Here is an 18,219-nt window from a genome sequence, read left to right as displayed (position 1 = left end):
TTGGACCCTCAGCGGTGTGTTGACCCTCATGGAGAAACCCGCAATGCCTGACCCACTGCGCACGGATCCACGCCGGTTTCCACTGCATGTCCATATCAGCGTGATGTTCACCTTTCTGTTGTTGCTGACCGGAGTGCTGCTGGGTCTTTTCAACTACCGGCAAACGACCCAGATCATACTGTCCAGCAGTGAAAAACTCTTCAACCGTATCGAGCAGGATGTCCGGCTGGACCTGCACGCCACCTATGAACCCATTCGCCACCTGTTGAGCCTGCTGGCACTCAATCCGGCGGGCCAGTCCACTGATCTCGAACACCGCCTGGCACTGCTCGAACCGTTCAGCCAGTCACTCGAGGACAACCCCAATCTGGCGTCGCTGTACCTGGGCTACGACAACGGTGACTTTTTCATGGTCCGCCCGCTGCATACCCCAGAGGTCAAGACCCTGGTCAAGGCCCCGGACACGGCGGCTTACCAGGTCTGGAGCATTGAGCGCGACGGCAGCGGCCAGGCTCGCTCCCAGTCTTTGTTTTTCGACCGGGACCTGGCACTCGTCAGTCGCCAGGACAACCCGAACGACACCTACGACCCTCGCAGCCGTGCCTGGTTTACCAGCGCCCGTAGTGACAATGACCAGATCACGACCGAACCCTATATCTTTTTTTCCACCCATGACATTGGCACGACGCTGGCCCGACGCAGTGGCGACAAGGCAATCATGGCCGCCGACCTGACCCTGGCCGAACTCAGCGCGACCCTGGCCAAGCACGTCGTGACCCCCCATACCGAAATCGTGCTGTTCGATGCCGAAGGTAATGCCATTGCCTACCCCGACAGCCGCAAGCTGATCATCGATGATCAGACAGCGCGCCTGATCAAGGCCGCGGACCTGAGCCCCAGCCTGGGTGCGCTGCTCAACAACCCCTCTCAAGGCAGTCGCCTGGATGCCAACGGCCGGCAGTGGATCGTGGCCCGCAGCAGCATGCAGGAGGGCGGCCCCCAGGGCCTGCAACTGGCACTGCTGGTACCGGAAGACGAGTTGCTCGTCGATGCTTACCGGATGCGCTGGCAAGGTGCGCTCATTACCCTGGCCACGCTGCTGTTATGCGTGCCGCTGGGTTGGCTGACCTCCAGAGTCCTGGTCAAACCCTTGCGTGCGCTGGTGCAGGAAGCCGATGCGATTCGCAGTTTCGATTTCAATTTTCCGCTTTCCCGTCGCTCGCCGGTGCTCGAAGTCGACCAACTGAGCGTGTCGATGGCACGGATGAAAGACACGCTGGCGAGCTTCTTCCAGATCACTGACAGCCTCAGCGCCGAAACCCGTTTCGCCCCGCTGCTGGAACGCGTGTTGTTTGAAACCGTGAAAATCGGTCAGGCCCAGGCCGGCCTGATCTATCTGCGCGAAGTTGATGGCGGGTACATGGAACCCCACGGACTGGTCATCAACAACACCACCGAAAACCTGCAATCCTTCGACATCCGCGGACACTCACTGGAAAACCCGCAAAGCCCCCCATGGCTGCAGCAGCTGGCAAAGGTCGACAACGTCGTCAGTAACCTGGGGTTCGAGCAAGCGGGCGATCTGCAGAAAGTCTTGCTCGCGCTGGAAAGTCCCCGGGTCCACCTGATCGGAATCCGCCTGCATAATCGCCACAACGAAACCGTGGGCCTGCTGGTGTTGCTATTGGCCGACAGCGGCGAGCACAGCGATCTGGACAAACTGCGACCGGACCGCATTGCGTTTCTCCAGGCGGTGTCCGGCGCGGCGGCCGTGTGTATTGAAAGCCAGCGCCTGCAGGCCCGGCAAAAACAGCTGCTGGACGCCTTCATTCAACTGCTGGCCGGCGCCATCGACGCCAAAAGCCCCTATACCGGCGGCCATTGCCAGCGCGTGCCGGAACTGACCCTGATGCTTGCCCAGGCGGCGGCAGCCAGCCAGGAACCCGCCTTCAGCGCCTATCGGCCGACCGACGATGAATGGGAGGCACTGCACATCGCTGCCTGGCTGCACGATTGCGGCAAGATCACCACGCCGGAATACGTCGTCGACAAAGCCACGAAGCTGGAAACCCTGACCGATCGCATCCACGAAATCCGCACCCGCTTCGAGGTACTCAAGCGCGATGCCTGGATCAGCTACTGGCAGGCCATTGCGCTGGGTGGTGACGAGCAAGCGCTGGCAGAACTGCGTGATGCCAGCCTCGCCGGGCTGGATGATGATTTCGCCTTCATTGCCCGTTGCAATCTGGGTGGCGAAGCCATGGCCGACGCTGATCTGCAACGCCTGCGCAGCGTGGCTGAACGCACCTGGACCCGGACCCTGGATGACCGGCTGGGCGTGTCCTGGGAAGAGAACCGGCGTCAGGCCCGAACACCCGCCCCCACCCTGCCCGTCAGCGAACCCTTACTGGCGGACAAACCCGAGCACCTGTTCGAACGCAGCGAAAACGAAGTGATACCGCAAGATAACCCCCTGGGTTTCAAACTCGACATTCCGCCCCACAAATACAATCGGGGCGAGCTGTACAACCTGAGCATTGTCCGGGGCACCCTGACGAGCGAGGAGCGTTTTGTCATCAATAACCACATCGTTCAGACGATTCTGATGCTCAACCATTTGCCGTTCCCCGGGCACCTGCGCAGCGTCGCGGAAATAGCCGGCGGGCATCACGAAAAAATGGACGGCAGCGGCTACCCGAAACGCTTGAAGCGTGAAGACATGAGCCTGCCGGCGCGAATGATGGCGATTGCCGATATTTTCGAAGCGCTGACGGCCGCCGACCGCCCTTACAAAAAAGCCAAGACCCTGAGCGAAGCGCTGGGCATCATGGCGTTCATGTGTCGAGATGCCCACATCGACCCGGAACTGTTCGGGCTGTTCATCAGGGCACAGATCTATTTGCAGTACGCCAGGCGTTTCCTCGACCCTGCGCAGATCGATGCGGTGGACGCATCGGGCCTGCTGGCCAAGGCCGGCCTGGCGTCTTGATCAGCAGTCGGTCAGGCGCAGGAAAATCGCCGCCAGTTGCTCGATACCGGCCTGGTCCTGCGGGGTGAACCGCGCCAGTTTCGGGCTGTCGAGGTCGAGCACGCCGATCAATCGGCCATCCTTGACCAGCGGCACTACCAGTTCGCTGTTCGAGGCGCTGTCACAGGCAATGTGACCGGGGAACGCGTGCACATCTTCGACCAACTGGGTCTGCAAGGTAGCGGCTGCTGTTCCGCAGACACCACGTCCGAACGGAATCCGCACGCAAGCGATCTGCCCTTGAAACGGGCCCAGCACCAGCTCCTCATTGCGGTTGAGGTAGAAACCGGCCCAGTTCAGGTCATCGAGCTGATTGAACAGAAACGCCGAGAACTGCGCGGCATTGGCGATGAAGTCCCGCTCGTCCGCCAGCAATGACTCCAGCTGCGCGTGCAGCATGCCGTAGCCTTCGAGGCCCTGGCCGCTCTTTTGTAAATCGATCATGCCTTGTGCTCCAACAGTTTCAGCCCGACCCAGTAACGGGCAAATTGATAAGCGCAACGTCCATTGCGATTGCCTCGGCCTGTGGCCCAGCGTACCGCCAGGATGTCCAGCTCTTCGCTGCGCTGCCATGCCAGTCCGGCCTTGCCGGCCAACTGGCCGATCCAGTGCTCGACGACGTCGAGGAAGTGTTCCTGGGTAAACGGATAGAACGATAGCCACAGGCCGAAGCGGTCCGACAGCGCGATCTTGTCTTCCACCGCCTCGCTCGGATGCAGCTCACCGTCGACCCGCTTCCAGTTCTCGTTGTCACTTTCCTTTTCCGGCACCAGGTGGCGACGGTTCGACGTGGCGTACAGCAAGACGTTGTCCGGCGCCTGCTCCAGCGAGCCATCGAGTACGCTTTTGAGCACCCGGTAATCGCCCTCGCCCGACTCGAACGAGAGGTCATCGCAAAACAGCACGAAACGCAGGGGCAGTTTGCCGATCTGTTCGACCACGCGCGGCAGGTCTGCCAGGTGATCGCGCTCAATCTCGATCAGACGCAAACCGGCTTGAGCGTGCTCAGCCAACAAGGCGCGCACCAGCGACGACTTGCCGGTGCCGCGCGAGCCCCAGAGCAAGGCGTGGTTGGCGGGCATGCCGTCGAGGAACTGTTGGGTGTTGCGCCCAAGCTGCTCAACTTGCCGGTCGACGCCGATCAGGTCCGACAGGCGCATGTCGAGGCTGACCTGCAGCGGCATCAGATAACCGCCGCGCGACTCACGCTGCCAGCGCGCGGCCAGGCATTGCGTCCAGTCGATGGCTGGCCGGGGTGCCGGCAGCAACGGCTCGATACGCGCCAGAACGGCATCGGCACGTTCAAGAAAAGCATTCAATCGGGAATCCACGACTTCTCCTCGGGCACGTTCACAGTAATGATGGTGATACAGCGACGAAACACAGCGTCACACAAGTGGCTGCCCCCGCGGTACAGGCCTCGCGAGAACATCAACAGGCAGGCATGATCGACTATGCTTGAGCAGCGAAAGGAAACGGAAGTGGTTCACCCCCCCATGGACATCAAATTCACCAACCGGCTGTCATTCAAGCAAGCCCGGCTTACCGTGCTGGTCGGTTTCATTCTGGGCACGCTGCTCAGCCTGCTGCAAATAGGCATCGATTATGCCAGTGAAGACGCCTCCATCAATCGTGAAATCCTTTCATTACTGGAAATCAGCCACAACCCGGCCTCGCGAATCGCCTACAACATCGACGCCGAACTCGCCAAGGAACTGACCCAGGGCCTGCTGCGTTCGCCGGCGATCATCGGCGCGAAACTGACCGACAACAACGGCACCGTGCTGGCGAACTCCAAGCGACCCGAGGTGCAAAACGGCTACCGGATGCTCAGTGACTTCCTGTTCGGTGCCAACCGACAGTTCGAAGACCGGCTTTACCTGGATCATTTACCCAACGAATCCCTGGGTACGCTGCGGCTGAAGGTCGATACCTACGCCTTCGGCAACCGGTTCCTGCGCCGGGCCGAAGTGACCCTGATCAATGGCTTCGCCCGCAGCCTGCTGCTGTCCGGCATCCTGCTGGCGCTCTTCTATGTGATGCTGACCAAACCCCTGGTGCGGGTGATCCGTGAGCTCAGCGGTCGCGACCCGGGCAACACCGAACCGACGTCGCTGGAGTGTCCTGCCGGGCACGCCAACGATGAGATTGGTGTACTGGTCAAGGTTGCCAACCAGCAATTCAAAAACATCGCCACCGAAATCCGGCAGCGGCGCAACGCGGAAAACCGCCTGACCGACTACCTTGGCCAACTGGAAAACATCGTCTCGGCCCGCACCGCCGAACTCAAGGCGATCAACGCCCGGCTGAGCCAATCCAACGAGGAACTGGAAGCCGCACGCAGTACCGCCCTCGACATGGCCGAAGCCCGCTCGGTGTTCCTGGCCAACATGAGCCATGAAATCCGCACGCCCCTCAATGGCTTGCTCGGCATGATCGCGCTGTCCCTCGACGGACCGCTGAATGCCGAACAACAGCAACAGCTGTCGATCGCCCATGACTCGGGCAAGGTTCTGGTGGAACTGCTCAACGATATCCTCGATTTGTCGAAGTTCGATGCCGGTCAACTCGAACTCGAACACATCCCCTTCGACCTCGGTTCGCTGATCGAGGACACCGCCAACCTGCTGTCGCAGAACGCCGCCCCCAGCGTCGAACTGACCTGCCTGATCGATCCGCATTTCCCGGCACTGGTGCTCGGCGATCCGACCCGGGTGCGGCAGATCGTCAGTAACCTGCTGTCCAACGCCCTCAAGTTCACCCGTTTCGGGCGTGTCGACGTACGCCTGTCGACGTTCGGGGACGGCGTCAGAATCGAAGTATGCGACACCGGCATCGGCATCCCTCAGGAAGCCCAGGCCAGGATCTTCCAGCCATTCACCCAGGCCGGCGCCGGTATTACCCGCCAATTTGGCGGCACCGGGCTGGGCCTGGCGCTCACCTACAATCTTTGCGAAGCCATGCAAGGGCGCCTGACGATCAGCTCCGAAGCGGGTTTTGGCAGTCAGTTCTGCGCCGATCTGCCATTACCCAGCCATACCCGCGCAATGCCTGCTGTTGCGCTCAATGGCAAAGTCGTCGCCATCACGGCCGCCAGCAGCGGGCTGGGCGAACTGCTGAACAGCCTGTTGCCTGGCTGGGGGCTGGACTATGAACGGCGCTCCATGGATGACTCACTGCTTGGCCTGGCAGCCGACGTACTCATCACCGACTGCCCCGAATGCCTGTTCAGTTTGCGCCCAGCCCTCAGTGCGCCGATCCTGTTGATCACCGCGTATGGCAATTTCATGCCCAGCGAAGAGGTAAACGCCCTCGCCCCCCTGCAACAACAGGCACGCCCCCTGGCCCGCAATACGCTGTATCAGAGCTTGCGGCGGATCCTGCAGCCACAACCGCAGCCGATCAACGATGTCCGGCTCGAAACGCAATGCCCGCTACGCCGCGGACGCGTGCTGCTGGTGGAAGACAATCCGGTGAACCAGCTGGTGGCCAAGGGCATGCTCGGCAAGCTCGGCTGCGAGGTCACCACCGCGGCTCATGGGGCCGAGGCCCTGGATCAACTCGAACAACGGGAGTTCGACCTGGTGCTGATGGACTGCAACATGCCGGTGATGGACGGCTATGAGGCCAGCCGGCAAATCCGCCGCAGCGGACGCTGGCCCCAGCTGCCCATCGTCGCCCTGACGGCCAACGCCATGTCAGAGGAGCGCGAACGCTGTCGTGCCGCGGGCATGAGCGATTACCTGGCCAAACCCTTCCGGCGCGAAGAACTGGCCGCCCTGCTGGACTTGTGGATCCCCGCTACGACAGCGCCCTGATCTGTCCCAACAGGTGGTCGAGACCATCGCGCAAGTCGTTGAGACGATTCAGGTCGACCCCACTGTCGCACAACAACCGCGCCTTGAGTGGCCCGACCTGATCGCGCAAGGCCGTTCCGGCTGGCGACAGGCTCAGGTGCACTTCACGCTCATCGCGCGCCGAACGCTGACGCTGCACCAGATGCATTTGTTCGAGGCGCTTGAGCAAGGGTGTCAGCGTGCCGGAATCCAGGGCCAGACGCTCCCCCAATGCCTTCACGGTCGGTTGCTCGGGGGCTGCTTCCTGCCACTCCCACAGCACCAGCATCGCCAGGTACTGAGGGTAGGTCAGGCCCAACTGATCGAGCATTGGCTTGTAGGCGCGAATGACTGCACGGGAAGCGGCGTACAGCTTGAAACACAGCTGGCTGTCGAGCTTCAGGGAATCGACGGACAAGGTGCTCATTTGAGCAGGGCTTCGATCTCGCGGGTCAGGTCCTGCGGCTTGGTCGCCGGGGCGAAGCGCTTGACCAGTTGCCCGTCCTTGCCGATCAGGAATTTGGTGAAGTTCCACTTGATGCCCTGGGAACCCAGTACACCCGGAGCGCGCTTTTTCAACTGCACGAACAAGGGATGGGCGCCGGCGCCGTTGACTTCGATCTTTTTGAACAGCGGGAAGCTGACACCGAAGTTCAGCTCGCAGAATTCGGAGATCGCCCCTTCATTGCCCGGCTCTTGCTTGCCGAACTGGTTGCAGGGAAAACCGAGCACCACCAGGCCCTGGTCCTTGTAGGTCTGCCACAACGCTTCCAGGCCTTTGTATTGCGGAGTGAAACCGCACTTGCTGGCCGTGTTGACCACCAGCACGGCCTTGCCGGCGAAATCCGCCAGGGTCTTTTGTTCCCCCTTGATCGTGGTGCAAGGGATGCTCAGCAGGTTGTCGCTCATGATGAAAGCTCCGGATTCGGGAAGATGAGACAAACATAGCGAGCAATTGAATTGTGTGCAATTTAAATTATCGAACGCCAATCCACTGTAGGAGCGAGCTCGCTCGCGATGGTCGTCAACGATAACGCGGGAAGCCTGGTGCTCCGAGTTGCTCTCTGGTCCATCGCGAGCAAGCTCGCTCCTACAGGGCTCGCATTACTCGCGGGGCACCAGGTCCAGGCATACCGAGTTGATGCAATAACGCAGGCCAGTCGGCGGCGGACCATCAGGGAAAACATGCCCCAGGTGCGCGTCGCATCTGGCGCAGACCACTTCGGTGCGGATCATGCCGTGGCTGACATCACGGATCTCGGTCATGGCGCTGTCGCCGATCGGCGCGTAGAAACTCGGCCAGCCGCAGCCGGAATCGAATTTGGTCCTGGAGTCGAACAGCGGTTCGCTACAGCAGATGCAGTGGTAGACACCGTCGGTTTTGGTGGCGTTGTATTTACCGGAAAACGGCCGTTCGGTGCCTTTGAGGCGGCACACGTTGTACTGCTCTGGATCGAGCATCGCCTTCCATTCTTCCAGGGTTTTTTCCAACTTTTCCATCATCACACCTCAGCGGCTGAAAAAGCCCGATCTGTACCTTTTCCACGGATCGGGCGGCACGTATGATTGCGCCTCGTCAAACGCCAGTCTGGCAGCCAGACCACGCGCATTCAAACGGAAATATGGGTGCTGCATCTCAAGGCGTCAGGCCTGTGTGAATACGCAGGATTCCCAGCACGGCTGTCCAAACGCCGTCTGGATCGTTCATTTTCGGGAACACATCGCCATGCAGGTCAGCAAATCGAACAAGCTCGCCAACGTCTGCTACGACATTCGCGGCCCGGTGCTCAAGCACGCCAAGCGCCTGGAAGAGGAAGGCCATCGCATCCTCAAGCTGAACATCGGCAACCCGGCGCCTTTTGGTTTCGAAGCGCCGGATGAAATCCTCCAGGACGTGATCCGCAACCTGCCGACCGCCCAGGGCTATAGCGACTCCAAGGGCCTGTTCAGTGCGCGCAAGGCCGTGATGCAGTATTACCAGCAAAAGCAGGTAGAAGGCGTCGGCATTGAAGACATCTACCTGGGCAATGGCGTTTCCGAACTGATCGTGATGTCGATGCAGGCCCTGCTCAACAATGGCGACGAAGTGCTGGTGCCTGCGCCTGACTACCCGCTATGGACTGCCGCCGTGAGCCTGTCCGGCGGCAATCCGGTACATTACCTGTGCGACGAGCAAGCCAACTGGTGGCCAGATCTGGCCGACATCAAGGCCAAGATCACCCCGAACACCAAGGCCCTGGTGATCATCAACCCGAACAACCCGACTGGCGCGGTGTATTCGAAGGAAGTGCTGCTGGGGATGCTGGAACTGGCCCGCCAGCACAACCTGGTGGTGTTCTCCGACGAAATCTACGACAAGATCCTCTACGACGATGCCGTGCACATCTGCACCGCCTCCCTGGCGCCGGACTTGCTCTGCCTGACCTTCAACGGTCTGTCCAAGTCCTATCGCGTGGCCGGTTTCCGTTCCGGCTGGATCGCCATTTCCGGTCCGAAACACCACGCCCAGAGCTATATCGAAGGCATCGACATGCTGGCGAACATGCGCCTGTGCGCCAACGTGCCCAGCCAGCATGCGATCCAGACCGCCCTGGGTGGCTACCAGAGCATCAATGACCTGGTGCTGCCACAAGGTCGACTGCTCGAACAGCGCAACCGCACCTGGGAACTGCTCAACGACATTCCGGGCGTGAGCTGCGTCAAGCCGATGGGCGCGCTGTACGCATTCCCGCGCATCGACCCGAAAGTCTGCCCGATCCACAACGACGAGAAATTCGTCCTCGACCTGCTGCTCTCCGAAAAGCTGCTGGTGGTTCAAGGCACCGCATTCAACTGGCCATGGCCAGACCACTTCCGCGTCGTGACCCTGCCACGTGTCGATGACCTGGAGATGGCCATCGGACGCATCGGCGGCTTCCTCAAGTCCTACCGCCAGTAAGCGCCCTGCACCGTGCGACACGCCTGCGCGTCGCACGGTGATTTTCATCCGGCAACATTTGTTTGCATTGCGTCACTGGCAGTCGTTTTGCCCGCTGCCGAACAACGCCGTGCCCGCTCGCGCCTAACAAAGGCGGGGCGTTCGACATGAATTGACTGACAAACACTTCCTGCACTCGCGTCGGAAATGCCCTGCAAGCAGCTAAACTATTGCCGTAGGACACAGTTTGAAATAGTCACCCGGTTGAATACCCCGGTGCAGCACCTTATATACCCCGCAGTACGCTACATCTTTAGCATGAGGAGATTTCTACAACCATGATGCGCATCCTGCTGTTCTTGGCCACTAACCTGGCGGTCGTGCTGATTGCCAGCATCACCCTGAGCCTTTTCGGCTTCAACGGGTTCATGGCGGCCAACGGGGTTGACCTCAACCTCAATCAGCTGCTGATTTTCTGTGCGGTCTTTGGTTTCGCCGGTTCACTGTTCTCGCTGTTCATCTCCAAGTGGATGGCGAAGATGAGCACCAGCACCCAGATCATCACCCAGCCACGCACCCGTCACGAGCAATGGCTGCTGCAAACCGTCGAGCAACTGTCCCGCGAAGCCGGGATCAAGATGCCCGAAGTCGGTATTTTCCCCGCCTACGAGGCGAACGCCTTCGCCACCGGCTGGAACAAGAACGACGCACTGGTCGCCGTAAGTCAGGGCTTGCTCGAGCGCTTTTCACCCGATGAAGTGAAAGCCGTCCTGGCCCACGAAATCGGCCACGTGGCCAATGGCGACATGGTTACCCTGGCACTGATCCAGGGCGTGGTGAACACCTTCGTGATGTTCTTTGCCCGGATCATCGGCAATTTCGTCGACAAGGTGATCTTCAAGAACGAAGAAGGCCAGGGCATTGCCTACTACGTGGCGACCATCTTCGCCGAACTGGTTCTGGGCATCCTGGCCAGCGCCATCGTCATGTGGTTCTCGCGCAAGCGCGAATTCCGTGCCGACGAAGCCGGTGCAAACCTGGCCGGCACCGCCGCGATGATTGGCGCCCTGCAGCGCCTGCGGGCGGAACAAGGCCTGCCGGTGCACATGCCCGACACCCTGAACGCCTTCGGCATCAATGGTGGCATCAAGCAAGGGTTCGCTCGCATGTTCATGAGCCACCCGCCACTGGAAGAGCGTATCGACGCCCTGGCTCGTCGCCGCAGCTAAGAGCTTCCACCGCAAATGAAAAGGCCCGCAGCGATGCGGGCCTTTTTTTTGTCTGTTCAAAAGCTTCAGTGCTTTTCAGGGCCCCTTCGCGGGCAAGCCCGCTCCCACAGGATCTGTGAACGCCACAGATCATTGTGGGAGCGGGCTTGCCCGCGAAGAGGCCTGGACTAACAACTAATTACTGACTGGAAACCCGATACACCCGCTCCTCAAGTCGCGTCACACCCGCCTCCAGGAACTTCCCGCTCTCACTCAGTACGTCCTGATCCTCCAGCACCTTCAGCGACCATGACCCGCCCAACAATCGCTGCACCTCATCATCGAGCACGGCAAAGGGCGGTCCGTCCATCTGAACCTGGTCATAGTCCAGCGTGATCAATAATCCGCGACACTCTTTCGGCAGAATCCGATTCAGGTGCGCGGCATATTGCTCACGCATCTTGGGCGGCAACGCAATCAACGCGGCGCGATCATAAAGCGCGGAGCAATCAGCCGTGTCACCGGCCGTCAGCTCAAAGAAATCGCCGCACCAAAGCTCGATGGAACCTGCCCGATAGACCTTGAAAGGCCCCTGCTCACTGACGGCCGGATCAAAGCCATGCTCGCTGAAAAACTCCTCGATGGCTTTTTCCGACAGTTCGACTCCCAGGACCTCATGGCCTTGATGGGCGAGCCAAAGCAAATCCAGGCTTTTGCCACATAACGGCACCAACACGCGTGCCCCCTCTTCAAGGCTTAACGCTGGCCAGAACCGCTTCAGATAAGGGTTCACCTGCGGCAGGTGAAAACCGATCTGATTCGCCGCCCATTTCTTGTGCCAAAACTCCGGCTGCATAAATAACCCCGAAAATTCGATCAAAACACCCTAAAACTTATATTAGATTTAGATTAATGATCTGACTGAAGATGTTGCATCTTAACTCTCAGGAGCTCATTCATGTTCCCCAGCCTGTACATATCCCACGGATCCCCCATGCTCGCCCTGGAACCTGGTGCCAGCGGGCCGGCACTCGCCCGCCTGGCCGTCGAGATACCCAGGCCCAAAGCCATCGTGATTGTGTCTGCGCACTGGGAAAGCAATGAGCTGCTGGTCAGCGGCAATCCGCAGCCTGAAACCTGGCATGACTTTGGTGGATTCCCCAAAGCCCTGTTCGAGGTCCAGTACCCCGCACCCGGCGACCCACGACTCGCCGCAGAGGTTACCGAGCTACTGATAACCGCTGGTTTTCCTGCGCGCATCGACAGCAATCGGCCTTTCGACCATGGCGTCTGGGTGCCTTTATCGCTGATGTACCCACAAGCAGACATCCCGATTGTCCAGGTTTCGCTGCCCACCCGGGCCGGCCCCGCTCTACAGACCCGCGTTGGCCACGCGCTGGCCAGCCTGCGCGAGCACGGCGTCCTGTTGATCGGCTCCGGCAGCATCACTCACAACCTGCGGGAGCTGGACTGGCATGCCGGCCCCGAGAGCGTTGAGCCCTGGGCACTGGCGTTTCGCGACTGGATGATCGAGAAACTCGAAGCGAACGACGAAGCCGCACTGCATGACTATCGCGCGCAGGCACCCCATGCCGCGCGCAATCACCCCAGCGACGAACACCTGTTGCCGCTGTACTTTGCCCGCGCCGCCGGTGGGCAGTTCAGCGTTGCTCACCAAGGGTTCACCATGGGTGCGCTGGGCATGGACATTTACCGCTTCGGCTGACAGACAGACCGCGTCGCGACCTTCGCGAGCAAGCCCGCTCCAACAGACGACTGCTTTACTTCAGAAAGAATGCGATCAAATGTGGGAGCGGTGGTGCGGCGATCCGACTTGCTCGCGAATGAGCCACCGCCGCTCACCAGCCAAGTCTTGACGGCAGGCAAAAAAAATCCCCGAACCAGTCGGGGATTTTTCATGTTCGATCAATCAGCCCGAGAGCGGATCAATCTTCGCGGTAGCGACGCAGCTTCAACTGCTTGCCGGCAACGCGAGTGTCCTTCAGCTTGGTCAGCAACTTCTCCAGACCATCTTCCGGCAGCTCGACGAGGCTGAAGCTGTCACGCACCTGGATGCGACCGATCGCTTCACGCGCCAGACCACCTTCATTGAGGATGGCGCCCAGCAGGTTCTTGGCGGCGATACCGTCACGCGCGCCCAGCGCGGTACGGCAACGTGCACGGCCTTCGCCCAGTGGCATCGGAGCACGACGCTCGCGGTCGCCACGCTCAGGACGATCACCGGAACGCTCTGGACGATCGCCACGCGGTGCATTGTTCGGCACCAGTGGACGCTCTTTCTCGATAGCGGCCAGGTTCAGCGCTTGACCGTTGGTTGCCTTGCGCAGCAGGGCTGCGGCCAGGGCACGCGGGCTGCAACCGATGTCGGCGGTCAGGCGATCGAGCAGATCACCGTGAGTCGATTCGGCCTCGGCCACCAGCGGCGACAGGCTGTTGGTCAGTTTCTTGATGCGCGCATCCAGAACGGCTTGAGCGTCCGGCAGGCGAACTTCAGCAACCTTCTGACCGGTTACACGCTCGATCACTTGCAGCATGCGGCGCTCACGCGGAGTTACCAGCAGCAATGCACGACCTTCGCGACCGGCACGGCCGGTACGGCCGATACGGTGAACGTAGGACTCCGGATCGTACGGCATGTCAACGTTGAACACGTGAGTGATGCGCGGAACGTCCAGGCCACGAGCGGCAACGTCGGTGGCCACAACGATGTCCAGACGGCCATCCTTGAGGGAGTCGATCACGCGCTCACGCTGGTTCTGGGCGATGTCACCGTTCAGCGCAGCGGCTTTGTAGCCTTTGGCTTCCAGGGCACTGGCCAGGTCCAGGGTCGCTTGCTTGGTGCGCACGAACATGATCAGGGCGTCGAAATCTTCCACTTCCAGCAAGCTGAGAACGGCCGAAGTCTTCTGGTCAGCGTGAACCAGCAGGTGAGCCTGCTCGATCGCGGTAACGGTCTGGGTCTTGCTCTGAATCTTGACGTGCTTCGGATCGCGCAGGTGGCGTTCGGCGATGGCACGGATCGACTGAGGCAGGGTTGCCGAGAACAGTACGGTCTGACGGGTTTCCGGCATGGCCTTGAAGATGACTTCCAGGTCGTCCATGAAGCCCAGCTTGAGCATTTCGTCGGCTTCGTCGAGAACCAGGTGGTTCACGGTCGCCAGTACTTTTTCGTCGCGACGCAGGTGGTCGCACAGACGGCCCGGAGTGGCGACAACGATTTGTGCGCCATTACGGATTGCTTTCAGTTGTGGGCCCATCGGCGCGCCGCCGTAGACAGCCACAACAGTCACACCCGGCATTTGCTTGGCGTAGGTTTCGAAAGCGGTTGCAACTTGTAGCGCCAACTCACGAGTTGGGGCCAGGATCAGAGCTTGCGGCTCGCGCTTGGACGGATCAATGCGGTGCAGAATTGGCAGGGCAAAGGCAGCGGTTTTACCGGTACCGGTTTGCGCCTGACCAATCATATCGTGACCGGCGAGAATGATCGGGATCGACTGCTGCTGAATGGCCGAAGGCTCTTCATAGCCGGTAGCGACTACTGCAGCGACAATATTTGGATGAAGTTCAAGAGCGGCGAAGCCGCCGATTTCCTGGGTCATGGGTCTGCCTCTAAGTGCATCCGCAAAGACCCATGCTCCAAAGCTGCACATGCCGTGTTGAGACTCAAGAGTCGCCCTGGCAGCTTTGTCGGCGGGGATTTGCGAAAACGAATGAATGAAAAGAATCGTAAAGGAAGAGTCCGCTGGGCGGACGTGCAGCCGAAGCTGGCTTCGGGGAATTGCGCTACCTAAACGCGGCCCGGTTAAAGGCCGGCGCGCACTATACCGGAATTCGTCAAAAAAGGGAGCTTTTTTTATCGGAAATCCACCGGATACACCGTTGTGTCACAGGCTTTGCGATTAATCGGTCAGCCGTCTATTTTTCAAAGGCCCGGCCTTGCGGGTGATGGCGCTAAAACGGTTCACCCTTTACCGTGCAGACCGCAGGTCCCCGCACGCCTCTCCTACCCCCGAGGACCGCTCCATGAAACAGCCCAGTTCCAGTCGAGTCAGCCGCGAACGGCGCGGCCATGTGTTCCTGATCGGTCTGGATCGGGTGGCCAAGCGCAACGCCTTCGATCTCGACCTGCTCAACGCGCTGAGCCTGGCCTATGGCGAATTCGAGGCCGACAGCGAAGCGCGGGTGGCGGTGGTGTTCGCTCATGGCGAGCACTTTACCGCCGGGCTCGATCTGGTCAATGCCAGCGTCGCACTGGCAGATGGCTGGCAGGTTCCACCCGGCGGCTGTGATCCCTGGGCGGTATTCGCCGGCCCCAGGGTCAGCAAACCGGTGATTGTCGCCGCCCAGGGTTATTGCCTGACCATCGGCATCGAGCTGATGCTGGCCGCCGACATCAACCTGTGCGCCAGCAACACCCGGTTCGCGCAGATGGAAGTGCAACGCGGGATCTTCCCGTTCGGCGGTGCCACCCTGCGCCTGCATCAAGTGGCCGGCTGGGGCAATGCCATGCGCTGGTTGTTGACCGGGGATGAGTTCGACGCCCGTGACGCCTTGCACCTGGGTCTGGTGCAGGAGGTCATGGCCAGCGAGGACTTGCTGCCCCGGGCGATTGAACTGGCCGAACGGATCGCCCGTCAGGCGCCACTCGGCGTTCAAGCGACACTGATGTCTGCGCGACAGGCCCGCTACGAAGGGGAAACCGCAGCGGCACAGGCGTTGCCGCTGCTGGTGAAGAAGTTGATGGCGAGCGAGGACGTCAAGGAAGGTGTGCGGTCAATGGTGGAGCGGCGGCCTGGGGTCTTCAAAGGGCTTTGATTTTTACATTGGCTTTGATGGCCCTTTCGCGGGCAAGCCCGCTCCCACAGAGTCCGGCGAGCTCCAAAGATCCACTGTGGGAGCGGGTTTGTCCGCGAAGGGGCCCGTCCAGACAATCAATTAATCAGGTTGCCGGGCGAATCGCCTTGATCAACGACTGCAACGAATACCCCAGCCGCGGCGCCAGCGTTTCGGCGCGGGCGATCAGGCCGTCCATGTCCAGCTCCTGATCCAGCTCCGAAGGCACGATCAGGATCACGTTGCCCTCCTTCACCGGCAGCTCCCAATAGTGCCGGTGATACAAACCGCGCAACAAGGCGGCGCCCAGGGGTTTGCCATCGTCGGTAGCCCACTGATTGATCACCAGCCAGCCACCCGGATTCAATCGTTTCTGGCAATCTTCCAGGAAACTCCAGGCCAGATGCCCGACACCCGGGCCGACATCGGTATAAAGGTCGACGAAAATCAGGTCCGCCGATTCTGCGCTATCCAGCAACTCCAGCGCATCGCCAACGCGGATGTACAGGCGTGGATCGTCATCCAGCCCCAGATATTCAATGGCCAGACGCGGCACGTCCGGGCGCAGCTCGATGGCTTCGACATCTTCCAGCGGCAGGAACTTGAGGCAGGCCTGGGTCAGCGTACCGGCACCGAGACCGAGAAACAGTGCGCTTTCGGGCAGTTCATGGCACAACGCGCCGATCAGCATCGCCCGGGTATAGTCGTACTCGAGCCAGCTCGGATCGGCGGTGAACACGCAGCTTTGCTCGATGGCATCACCGAACTCGAGAAAACGGTAATCGGCCACTTCCAGCACACGAATCACACCGAACTCGTCCTGTACCTCGGCGAGCAGATGCTCGACGCGTTCCTCAGTCATTTCATCTCCTGACCGTCACCGGGGCCGGCAACGCAATAACACCGCGTGTAGAGAGCGGCAAAGGCGAGATTGTCAGCGATGCGACGGGAACAGGTCACGCACTAATTTGCTGATAACATGGACGTCCGAGCGAAAACACTAGAGACCGTGATGAGCCAACCCTGGAGTCCTGACAGCTGGCGCGCCCTGCCGATCCAGCAACAACCCCGATACCCCGACGCCGCGCATTTGCAGCAGGTCGAGCAGACCCTGGCCAGCTATCCGCCGCTGGTGTTTGCCGGTGAAGCCCGTGAGTTGCGCCGTCAGTTTGCCGAGGTGACCCAGGGCCGCGCGTTTCTGTTGCAGGGTGGCGACTGCGCCGAAAGCTTCGCCGAATTCTCCGCGGCGAAAATCCGTGACACCTTCAAGGTGTTGCTGCAGATGGCCATCGTGATGACTTTTGCCGCCGGCTGTCCGGTGGTCAAGGTCGGGCGCATGGCCGGGCAGTTCGCCAAGCCGCGTTCGGCCAACGACGAAACCATCGATGGCGTGACGCTGCCCGCCTACCGTGGCGACATCGTCAATGGCATCGGTTTCGACGAAAAAAGCCGCGTGCCGGACCCCGAGCGCCTGTTGCAGTCCTATCACCAGTCCACCGCCACGTTGAACCTGCTGCGCGCGTTCGCCCAGGGCGGTTTTGCCGATCTGCATCAGGTGCACAAGTGGAACCTGGACTTCATCGCCAACTCGGCGCTGGCGGAAAAATACAGCCACCTGGCCGATCGCATCGATGAAACCCTGGCGTTCATGCGCGCCTGCGGCATGGACAGTTCGCCGCAGCTGCGCGAGACCAGTTTCTTCACCGCCCACGAAGCGCTGCTGCTGAACTACGAAGAAGCGTTCGTGCGTCGCGACAGCCTGACCAACGATTACTACGATTGCTCGGCGCACATGCTGTGGATCGGCGACCGCACCCGCCAGCTCGACGGCGCCCACGTCGAATTCCTGCGCGGGGTGAACAACCCGATCGGGGTCAAGGTCGGCCCGAGCATGAACCCCGACGACCTGATTCGCCTGATCGACGCGCTCAACCCGGACAACGATCCGGGCCGCCTGAACCTGATCGCACGGATGGGCGCGAACAAGGTCGGCGATCACTTGCCGCAACTGATCCGCGCCGTCCAGCGTGAAGGCAAGCAGGTGCTGTGGAGTTCCGACCCGATGCACGGCAACACCATCAAGGCCAGCAGCGGCTACAAGACCCGCGACTTCGCGCAGATCCTTGGCGAGGTGAAGCAGTTCTTCCAGGTGCACGAAGCCGAAGGCAGTTATGCCGGTGGTATCCATATCGAAATGACCGGGCAGAACGTTACCGAGTGCATCGGTGGTGCGCGGCCCATTACCGAGGACGGTTTGTCGGATCGCTACCACACCCATTGCGACCCGCGGATGAATGCCGATCAGTCGCTGGAACTGGCGTTTTTGATTGCTGAAACACTGAAGCAGGTTCGGCGCTAGTTATTGGCTGCCTGACA

General features: G+C 60.5%; 15 protein-coding genes. 7 read left to right on the top strand and 8 right to left on the bottom strand.

The window, feature by feature from the left end; translation table 11 throughout:
- The first annotated feature begins 43 nt into the window (after positions 1–43).
- The gene (locus BSF40_RS20035) at positions 44–2,989 is read left to right on the top strand and encodes an HD domain-containing phosphohydrolase (protein WP_095966418.1); all 2,946 of its coding nucleotides are present in this window, start codon (positions 44–46) and stop codon (positions 2,987–2,989) included.
- Here the strand turns inward: BSF40_RS20035 and BSF40_RS20030 are convergent, their stop codons facing one another.
- Both BSF40_RS20030 and BSF40_RS20025 read right to left on the bottom strand, forming a co-directional pair.
- Positions 2,990–3,472, bottom strand: coding sequence for a GAF domain-containing protein (locus BSF40_RS20030; protein ID WP_095966417.1), 483 nt, complete (start codon positions 3,470–3,472; stop codon positions 2,990–2,992). It lies immediately after the preceding gene.
- Positions 3,469–4,359 (bottom strand): ATP-binding protein, encoded by an 891-nt coding sequence (locus tag BSF40_RS20025; protein ID WP_095966416.1) that lies wholly within the window; start codon positions 4,357–4,359, stop codon positions 3,469–3,471. The genes BSF40_RS20030 and BSF40_RS20025 overlap by 4 nt, the downstream gene beginning before the upstream one ends.
- Positions 4,360–4,524: 165 nt before the next feature.
- On the opposite strand from BSF40_RS20025, the gene BSF40_RS20020 reads away from it, so the two are divergent.
- Positions 4,525–6,846 (top strand): response regulator, encoded by a 2,322-nt coding sequence (locus tag BSF40_RS20020; protein WP_095966415.1) that lies wholly within the window; start codon positions 4,525–4,527, stop codon positions 6,844–6,846.
- Here BSF40_RS20020 and BSF40_RS20015 read toward each other — a convergent pair.
- The 3 genes from BSF40_RS20015 to msrB form a co-directional block, all read right to left on the bottom strand.
- The gene (locus tag BSF40_RS20015; RefSeq protein WP_095966414.1) at positions 6,830–7,291 is read right to left on the bottom strand and encodes a MarR family winged helix-turn-helix transcriptional regulator; all 462 of its coding nucleotides are present in this window, start codon (positions 7,289–7,291) and stop codon (positions 6,830–6,832) included. The genes BSF40_RS20020 and BSF40_RS20015 overlap by 17 nt on opposite strands.
- Positions 7,288–7,773, bottom strand: a complete 486-nt coding sequence (locus tag BSF40_RS20010; RefSeq protein WP_095966413.1) for a glutathione peroxidase — start codon at positions 7,771–7,773, stop codon at positions 7,288–7,290. Before BSF40_RS20010 ends, BSF40_RS20015 begins: the two co-directional genes overlap by 4 nt.
- Before the next feature lie 195 nt (positions 7,774–7,968).
- Complete coding sequence (msrB, locus tag BSF40_RS20005) at positions 7,969–8,364, bottom strand: peptide-methionine (R)-S-oxide reductase MsrB (RefSeq protein WP_095966428.1); 396 nt, start codon at positions 8,362–8,364, stop codon at positions 7,969–7,971.
- A gap of 226 nt (positions 8,365–8,590) precedes the next feature.
- Between msrB and BSF40_RS20000 the strand changes: the two genes are divergently transcribed.
- Together BSF40_RS20000 and htpX are read left to right on the top strand one after the other, a co-directional pair.
- Positions 8,591–9,802 (top strand): pyridoxal phosphate-dependent aminotransferase, encoded by a 1,212-nt coding sequence (locus tag BSF40_RS20000; RefSeq protein WP_007973513.1) that lies wholly within the window; start codon positions 8,591–8,593, stop codon positions 9,800–9,802.
- Positions 9,803–10,119: 317 nt separating this feature from the next.
- Positions 10,120–11,010, top strand: a complete 891-nt coding sequence (htpX, locus tag BSF40_RS19995; protein WP_046043402.1) for a protease HtpX — start codon at positions 10,120–10,122, stop codon at positions 11,008–11,010.
- Between the two features lie 178 nt (positions 11,011–11,188).
- Here the strand turns inward: htpX and BSF40_RS19990 are convergent, their stop codons facing one another.
- A complete protein-coding gene (locus BSF40_RS19990) occupies positions 11,189–11,845 on the bottom strand; it encodes a thiopurine S-methyltransferase (protein WP_095966412.1) in 657 nt (218 codons plus the stop codon).
- 102 nt (positions 11,846–11,947) lie between these two features.
- Here BSF40_RS19990 and BSF40_RS19985 point away from each other — a divergent pair, with 102 nt between their 5' ends.
- Positions 11,948–12,715, top strand: coding sequence for a class III extradiol ring-cleavage dioxygenase (locus BSF40_RS19985; RefSeq protein WP_095966411.1), 768 nt, complete (start codon positions 11,948–11,950; stop codon positions 12,713–12,715).
- 220 nt (positions 12,716–12,935) lie between these two features.
- Here BSF40_RS19985 and BSF40_RS19980 read toward each other — a convergent pair whose 3' ends face one another.
- On the bottom strand, positions 12,936–14,609 hold the full coding sequence (locus tag BSF40_RS19980) for a DEAD/DEAH box helicase (protein ID WP_007973525.1): 1,674 nt from the start codon (positions 14,607–14,609) through the stop codon (positions 12,936–12,938).
- 424 nt (positions 14,610–15,033) lie between these two features.
- Between BSF40_RS19980 and BSF40_RS19970 the strand changes: the two genes are divergently transcribed.
- Complete coding sequence (locus tag BSF40_RS19970; protein WP_095966410.1) at positions 15,034–15,825, top strand: crotonase/enoyl-CoA hydratase family protein; 792 nt, start codon at positions 15,034–15,036, stop codon at positions 15,823–15,825.
- A 124-nt stretch (positions 15,826–15,949) separates the two neighbouring features.
- Here the strand turns inward: BSF40_RS19970 and BSF40_RS19965 are convergent, their stop codons facing one another.
- Complete coding sequence (locus tag BSF40_RS19965; protein WP_095966409.1) at positions 15,950–16,705, bottom strand: spermidine synthase; 756 nt, start codon at positions 16,703–16,705, stop codon at positions 15,950–15,952.
- Positions 16,706–16,855: 150 nt separating this feature from the next.
- On the opposite strand from BSF40_RS19965, the gene BSF40_RS19960 reads away from it, so the two are divergent.
- Entirely contained in the window at positions 16,856–18,202 is a 1,347-nt protein-coding gene (locus tag BSF40_RS19960; RefSeq protein ID WP_095966408.1) for a class II 3-deoxy-7-phosphoheptulonate synthase, read from the top strand.
- Positions 18,203–18,219 lie beyond the last annotated feature (17 nt).

This window comes from Pseudomonas sp. ACN5, assembly GCF_002303975.1.
Lineage (GTDB): Bacteria > Pseudomonadota > Gammaproteobacteria > Pseudomonadales > Pseudomonadaceae > Aquipseudomonas > Aquipseudomonas laurylsulfatiphila.
Note: the sequence above shows the minus strand (reverse complement) of the source record. Positions and strands in the feature narration are given on the sequence as shown.

Coding starts and splice junctions, on each gene's coding strand:
- BSF40_RS20035 (WP_095966418.1), top strand. CDS start 44: ATGCCTGACCCACTGCGCACGGATCCACGCCGGTTTCCACTGCATGTC.
- BSF40_RS20030 (WP_095966417.1), bottom strand. CDS start 3,472: ATGATCGATTTACAAAAGAGCGGCCAGGGCCTCGAAGGCTACGGCATG.
- BSF40_RS20020 (WP_095966415.1), top strand. CDS start 4,525: ATGGACATCAAATTCACCAACCGGCTGTCATTCAAGCAAGCCCGGCTT.
- BSF40_RS20015 (WP_095966414.1), bottom strand. CDS start 7,291: ATGAGCACCTTGTCCGTCGATTCCCTGAAGCTCGACAGCCAGCTGTGT.
- BSF40_RS20010 (WP_095966413.1), bottom strand. CDS start 7,773: ATGAGCGACAACCTGCTGAGCATCCCTTGCACCACGATCAAGGGGGAA.
- msrB (WP_095966428.1), bottom strand. CDS start 8,364: ATGGAAAAGTTGGAAAAAACCCTGGAAGAATGGAAGGCGATGCTCGAT.
- BSF40_RS20000 (WP_007973513.1), top strand. CDS start 8,591: ATGCAGGTCAGCAAATCGAACAAGCTCGCCAACGTCTGCTACGACATT.
- htpX (WP_046043402.1), top strand. CDS start 10,120: ATGATGCGCATCCTGCTGTTCTTGGCCACTAACCTGGCGGTCGTGCTG.
- BSF40_RS19990 (WP_095966412.1), bottom strand. CDS start 11,845: ATGCAGCCGGAGTTTTGGCACAAGAAATGGGCGGCGAATCAGATCGGT.
- BSF40_RS19985 (WP_095966411.1), top strand. CDS start 11,948: ATGTTCCCCAGCCTGTACATATCCCACGGATCCCCCATGCTCGCCCTG.
- BSF40_RS19980 (WP_007973525.1), bottom strand. CDS start 14,609: ATGACCCAGGAAATCGGCGGCTTCGCCGCTCTTGAACTTCATCCAAAT.
- BSF40_RS19970 (WP_095966410.1), top strand. CDS start 15,034: ATGAAACAGCCCAGTTCCAGTCGAGTCAGCCGCGAACGGCGCGGCCAT.
- BSF40_RS19965 (WP_095966409.1), bottom strand. CDS start 16,705: ATGACTGAGGAACGCGTCGAGCATCTGCTCGCCGAGGTACAGGACGAG.
- BSF40_RS19960 (WP_095966408.1), top strand. CDS start 16,856: ATGAGCCAACCCTGGAGTCCTGACAGCTGGCGCGCCCTGCCGATCCAG.